General features: G+C 73.5%; 2 protein-coding genes. One reads left to right on the top strand and one right to left on the bottom strand.

The features are described from left to right. A partial coding sequence (locus ACTIDRAF_RS28475; protein ID WP_169533978.1) for a sugar-binding domain-containing protein occupies positions 1 to 3,456 on the bottom strand: 3,456 nt, incomplete at its 3' end. Between the two features lie 1,404 nt (positions 3,457 to 4,860). Here ACTIDRAF_RS28475 and ACTIDRAF_RS0212005 point away from each other — a divergent pair. Further along, entirely contained in the window at positions 4,861 to 5,859 is a 999-nt protein-coding gene (locus tag ACTIDRAF_RS0212005; protein WP_016698987.1) for a pirin family protein, read from the top strand. Positions 5,860 to 6,059: the final 200 nt, after the last annotated feature.

Genomic DNA, 6,059 nt, shown 5'->3' with positions numbered 1-6,059 from the left:
GTGGGCCCGGGTCCGCAGGGTCACCGGGCCGTCGTCGCCGGGGACCACCCGGTACCGCAGGTGCGCCCCCTCGCCGGGCGCCAACTCGCCGATGGTGCGGTCGTCGAGGGCTTCGACCGTCCACCCCTCCGGTGCCACCAACGCCGGCCGCACGTCTCGTACGACCTCGCCGGAGTCGTTGACCACGCTCACCGTCATGGCGCCCTCCGCGCCGGCGGTGACGCCACCGGCGAGCAGGTGGGTGGTCACCCCCGCGGCCTCGGTGGTCCGCAGGTACGGTTCGCCGGCGGCCACCGCCGGACCAGCTAGGCCGGCGTCCTCGGACAGCACCAGCTGCGGCGGTACGCCGAACCGCCCCGTGCGCGGGCCCAGCACGGTGAGACCGCCACCGGCTCCCCGCAGGGTGACGGTGACCTCGCCGTCGGCGACAGCGGCCCGCATGTCCTCGACGTCGAGGTCGAGCAGCACCCGGTAGCCGTACTGCCCGGGGTGGAACCCGGACTCGTGGGACAACGCGCCCCTGGCGTCCGCCGGGTCGTCGGGGAGCACGACGGCCGCCGTCTCCACCACGGTGCCCGAACCGGACACGGTGGCGCTCAGGGTGGTCGGGAACACCCGTTCCGAGGTCTGGGGGAACGAGGTGCGCGGCAGCGACGGACGGGACGCGGCCGCTTCGAGGACCAGCTGGGCGCGGTCGAAACCACCGTCGCGCAGGTCCTCCGGAACGGTCAGCCGCCAGCGGAACTCGCCGTCACCCCACCCGACGACGGCCGACGCGCCGTCCTGGGAGAACACCTCCGAACCCTGGGGCCACTCCACCTCCGCGGTGGTCGGGTCGAGGGCCAGCGCCCCCGGCGGCTGTTCGGCCACCGGGCCCCACGCGGCCAGCACCGTCTGACCGGAGGCGACCGGTTGGCCGTCGGAGAGCAGCTCCGCGTCCAGCCGGCCGGCGACGAACCCGTCCGGTGGGCGGACCTCCACGGTCGTCAACTCGGTCACCGCGAATGGCTCGGGCGAGACCGGGACCTCCGTCCAGTCCGCCCTCGCCAGCTCCGCCCCGGTGCCGTCGGTGCCGGTCACCCGCCAGCGCAGCGCGGTCTCCCCGAGCTCCCGCCCGGAGAACAACGACGAACGCACCGCCAGCCGGACGGGGTCGTCCCCGGTCAGCCGTTGGACCGGGCGTTCCCCGACCAGCAGCACGTCGTCGGCGTTGGCCAGCCCGACCCCGCCCTGCGCCCCCTCGGCGTCGAGGTAGCCGGGCACCTGGAGCGTGCGGTCGTAGGCGGCCCACCCGTTCCACTCCCACTCCAGGTCGGTGAGCTCGGTGAACAGGTAGCCGCTCATCTTCTGCTCGGCCCGGAACAGTTCGGCGGTGTACCGGAACGGTGTGGCGACCTCCTGGTCCTTCTCCCGGCCACCGCTCCAGGGGCCGAACTCGGAGTTCATCAGCGGCTGCCCGGACTGGGTCCGCCCGTCCTCGAAGTTGTGCGTCGACCCGGGGTAGGTCTCGGACACGATCCGGTCGACCGTGGCCGCCCACTCGTCCCATGTGGAGTAGTAGCCGTGGAAGTCGTTGATGTCGGTGACCAGGTGGCCGTTCTCGCAGCACGGCGAGTTGTCCACCACCAGCCGCGTCCCCCGCACCAGTTCCGTGGTCAGGTCGAACATCCGCTCGATCCACGGCTTGGCGTCGTCCCTGATCGGTCCGCCCGGCGTGGCGTTGAAGCCCCATGCCTCGTTGAACGCGTCCCAGATGACGATGGAGGGGTGGTTGTAGTCGCGGTGCACGGCGTCCCGCAGGACCTCCTCCCACAACCGTTCGGCCTCCGGTCCGTAGCCGTCGTAACCGAAGTTGGGCTGGTCGTACCAGACGAGCAGCCCGAGGACGTCCGCCCAGTGGTAGTACAGCGGGTCGTTCACCTTGATGTGGGGGCGCACCGAGTTGAACCCGAGCTGCTTGGCCAGCGCGAGGTCGAACAGCACCGACCCCTTACCGGGGTTCTCCAGCTCACCGCCGCGCAGGTCGGCACCCTGGTACAGGCCCGTGTAGCTGTAGTTGCCCCACGGGTTGAAGTTCTGGTCCAACACCGAGCGCAGGTAGACGGGCCGGTTGTTCAGGAACAGGTACTGGTACTGCTCGGCCGGGTCGTCCTGTTCCTCGGGCGAGTGCCCGGGGAGCCATTCCCGGCTCACCGTGCGCAGCCCGAACCAGGTGTCCACCCGGTCCGAGCCCGCCTCCCCGGTGAGGCTCGCGTCCACCCGGTACAGCCAGGGCGCCTCCGGTTCCCACAGCCGGGGGTCGGGCACCTCGATGACCGCGCTTCCCCTGCCGTCCACCAGCGTCACCGTCGCCGTGGCCACCACCTCGCCGGCCGTCGGTTCCACGGGGACCGGCAGCCCCGGCGCGGACACGCCGTCCTGCCGTTGTCCGGCACGCGCTCCCGGTTCGCCGTCCTGGGCGCGCACCGCCAGTTCCACCGTCCCGTCAGCAGCGCCCTCCGCCTCGACGTCCACCGTGACCCGGGCTGCGGTGGCCTCCCGACCCTCGAAGTCGATCTCCGGCGTGGCGTGCACCGTGGTCAGCCGCGCGGCGTCGGCCGGTTCGATCCACACCGACTGCCAGATGCCGCCGGTGTCGGTGTACCACCCCATCTGCTTGCCCTGCGGGTACGGGGTGGTCGCCGAGTTGTCCGGCACCTCGACGCGCACGACGAGGGAGTGCTCGGCTCCGGGGTGGAGGGTGCCGAGGTCGACGTCGAAGGGGGAGTAGCCGCCGTCGTTCTCCCCGACGCGCCTCCCGTCGAGGAACACCTCCGCCCGCCACTCGACGGCGCCGAAGCGGAGCAGCGTTCCCCGGTCGGCCGGCCAGTCCTCGGGAACCGTCAGGTCCCGCTGGTACCAGACCGTTCCCCTGGCCTCGGCGAACTGGCTCGCGTACACCTGGTTGCCCGCGCGCCGCTCCTCACCGATCCCAGCGAGCGAGTTGTAGGCGAAGGGCACCCGCACCGCGTGCCCCCATTCGTGGTTCCCCTGGTGCCAGCCCTCGTCGACTCCGATGTCGGAGGGGTCGAAGTCGAGTGACCAGGTGCCGTTCAGCGAGGCCCACTGACCGTCCACTCCGGCGCGCCGGTCGAAGTCGGGGCGGGGGTAGTCCGCGTGCGGGACGGTGTCCGGGGTCTCCGCCTCCAGGGCGAGGGTTACCGGCGCGTCCCGATCCTCCAGCGGGTGCCAGCCGAAGGAGTAGCCCTGGCGCGCGGCGACCAGGGCCAACGCGTCCACCGGCACCCCGGGCACGGTGAACCTGCCCTCGGCGTCGGTGCGCACGGTGCTGGTCTGCTCGGTGACGTGGACGACCGCGCCGGGGAGTGGACGGCCGCTGTCCGCGTCGACCACCTGGCCGCTGACAGTGGTGGCCGGTTCGGCGTCGGCGGAACCGGGGGTGCTGAGTGGAGCCATGCCTCCCATGATGACCACGGCGGCGAGGATCGTGGTGGGACGACGTCGGGGCGGATGTGGTCGGGCCGGGGTGTCTGCGCCTTGCCGGGACCAATGCATGACTGGCACCTCTCCTGGTCGCTGCCGTTCGTTCAGCCCTTGCTCGTCGGGGTGGTCGCCGGCTCGGGTGTCCCGCGACCGGGTTCGCGGTTCGAGTGGTGGTGGTCGTGCCGGGCTTGCCAGCATCGGTGACCTTCGCTGTCGGGTGGCGAACCGACGCGGCCCGCCCGCTCGTCCGGGTGAGTCGGCGGCGAGGGCCGACCCGGCGTGGCGGGCAGCCGGCTGCGGTCGTCGACGAGCCTGGTGCCGGTGCCGAACGCCTGACCGGGGCCGGTGGCGGAGGGGTTCGGACGGGGACCGGTGCGTGCGGGTCCCGCTGGGGCGGTGGCGCCGGCGGCCGGTGTTGCCCGGCCACGCCCGCCCGGGCGGGTCGCCGGGGCCACCGGTCCGCGGGCTCGGGCGGTGGCGGGCGGAGTCGCAGAACCGGACACGGCGTGCCGCGAGCGGGCGGCCGCAGCCCCAGAGCGCTTGTCCCCTGCGGCCCGGGGCCGTCCCGTGGTCGGGGGCGAGACCCGCGTCGTCGGGGGCCCAGCGGGCGCCCGCAGCGGACCGGTGGCCCCGGGGTGCGCCGAGGAGCCGGACAGCGGTCGCCAGGAGAAGCCGTCGACGCTGATGTCGCGGTGGGATCGCGGGTGTCGGGCGGGTTCACGGGAGAGCGGAACGCGCAGCAACCCGCACCTCCAACCCGGCGAGGGCACGACCAGCTGGTGGGGTCGTGGTCGGCGGCGACGCCGACGGATCGAGCCTAGGGCGGTCCTGGCGGTGGTGGTCCCGCTGAGCAGGCGATGCCCCGACCGCTCGGACGGCGCAGCGCACCCGACGGGAACCGGACCCGGCTGCGCCGGACGAGTGAGTGGAGCCGGGCACCCGGTGACCCGCCGACCGCCGGGCGGGCGAGCCGCCGGCGAGGGGAGTGGCGCCGCCGCCGGGCGGCCCGGAGCCTCCTGCCCCGGCGGGAGTGTCCCGGGTACCCCGTGCCGGGTGATCCGCCGGCTGCGGACGGGACGGTGGGGCGGTGGGGCTGCCGGTGGTGCGCCCCGGTGACCGGTGCGTCGCCTCTGCTGGGCCGGTCGATCCGCACCCGACCCCGGTGGGCCGGTGGGGTCGCCGTGGCGCCGGGACCGTCGGTGACGGACGGCGAGGCCGGTCGGTCGTCGTGCCCGAGCAGGTGGGGTCCGCCGGCCCGTGCCGGGGCTGGTGGCGGTTCTCGTCGGGCCGAGAGGCCGAACCCACCAATTATATGAAACTTCAACTAAAATGGTGCTCGGGACGACGAGCGTCCCGAGTAGCACCAGGAGGGGCACCATGCCAGCCGTCACCGTCGAGAACACCCTGGAACTGCCCCGGATCGCGGAGGCCGCCCCCGAAGGACGGCAGCGCCCCGTGCGGTCCGTGACCACCGCACCCGCCGGCCACGAAGGCGAGGGGTTCCCGGTGCACCGGGCGTTCGCGGGCGTCTCGGCCGGCGTCCTCGACCCGTTCATCCACATGGACCAGATGGGCGAGGTCGAGTACGCACCCGGCGAGCCCAAAGGAACTCCCTGGCACCCGCACCGGGGCTTCGAGACCGTCACCTACATGATCGACGGCCAGATGGAGCACAGCGACTCCCACGGCGGTGGTGGGGTGATCGCCGACGGCGCCACCCAGTGGATGACGGCCGGCAGCGGCATCCTCCACATCGAGAAGCCGCCGGAGCACCTGGTCATGTCCGGCGGCCTGTTCCACGGCATCCAGCTCTGGGTCAACCTGCCCCGCGCCAACAAGTGGAACCCGCCCCAGTACCAGAGCATCGAGGGGGGCGAGACCACCCTGCTGTCCTCACCCGACGGGGGCGCCCTGGTCAGGGTGATCGCGGGAGAGGTCGACGGACACCGCGGCCCCGGCAACACCTTCACCCCGATCACGCTGCTCCACGCGACCCTCAGCCCCGGTGCCCGCCTGGTACTGCCCTGGCGCACCGACTTCAACGCGCTCGTCTACGCCCTCTCCGGGCGCGGCGGCGTGGGGGAGGAGCGGCGCCCCCTGCGCGCGGCCCAACTCGCGGTCTTCGGAGCGGGTGACCTCGTCACGGTCGAGGCCACCGACCAACCCGACAGCCGCACCCCCGACCTCGACGTCCTCATCCTCGGCGGCCAGCCGATCCGGGAGCCCGTCGTGCAGTACGGGCCCTTCGTCATGAACTCGAAGGCGGAGGTCATCCAGGCCTTCGAGGACTTCCAGGCCGGCCGGATGGGCGTCATCCCCACCGAACGCGTCCCGCACACCGGCCAGGACCAGGCGCCCCCGGCCCGGGAGGACTGACCCGGGGCGCCCGGCTGCCGGTCGCGTCGCCCGTGCCCCACCCGGTGCCCTGCGGAAACCGCCGGCCCGGCGCCCTCGCGGACCAGGCCCGCTGCGGGAGGGGCGGCGCCCCACCGGAGCACCGGACCCGCTCCTCCCCGTGGCTTTCCACCACATGGGCGGTGGTGCGGGCCACGGCGGTCGACCAGGACGGCTCGCCC

This window comes from Actinoalloteichus spitiensis RMV-1378 (assembly GCF_000239155.1).
GTDB lineage: Bacteria > Actinomycetota > Actinomycetes > Mycobacteriales > Pseudonocardiaceae > Actinoalloteichus_B > Actinoalloteichus_B spitiensis.
The sequence above is the reverse complement of the archived record's forward strand: the minus strand, read 5'-3'. Positions and strand labels throughout refer to the sequence as shown.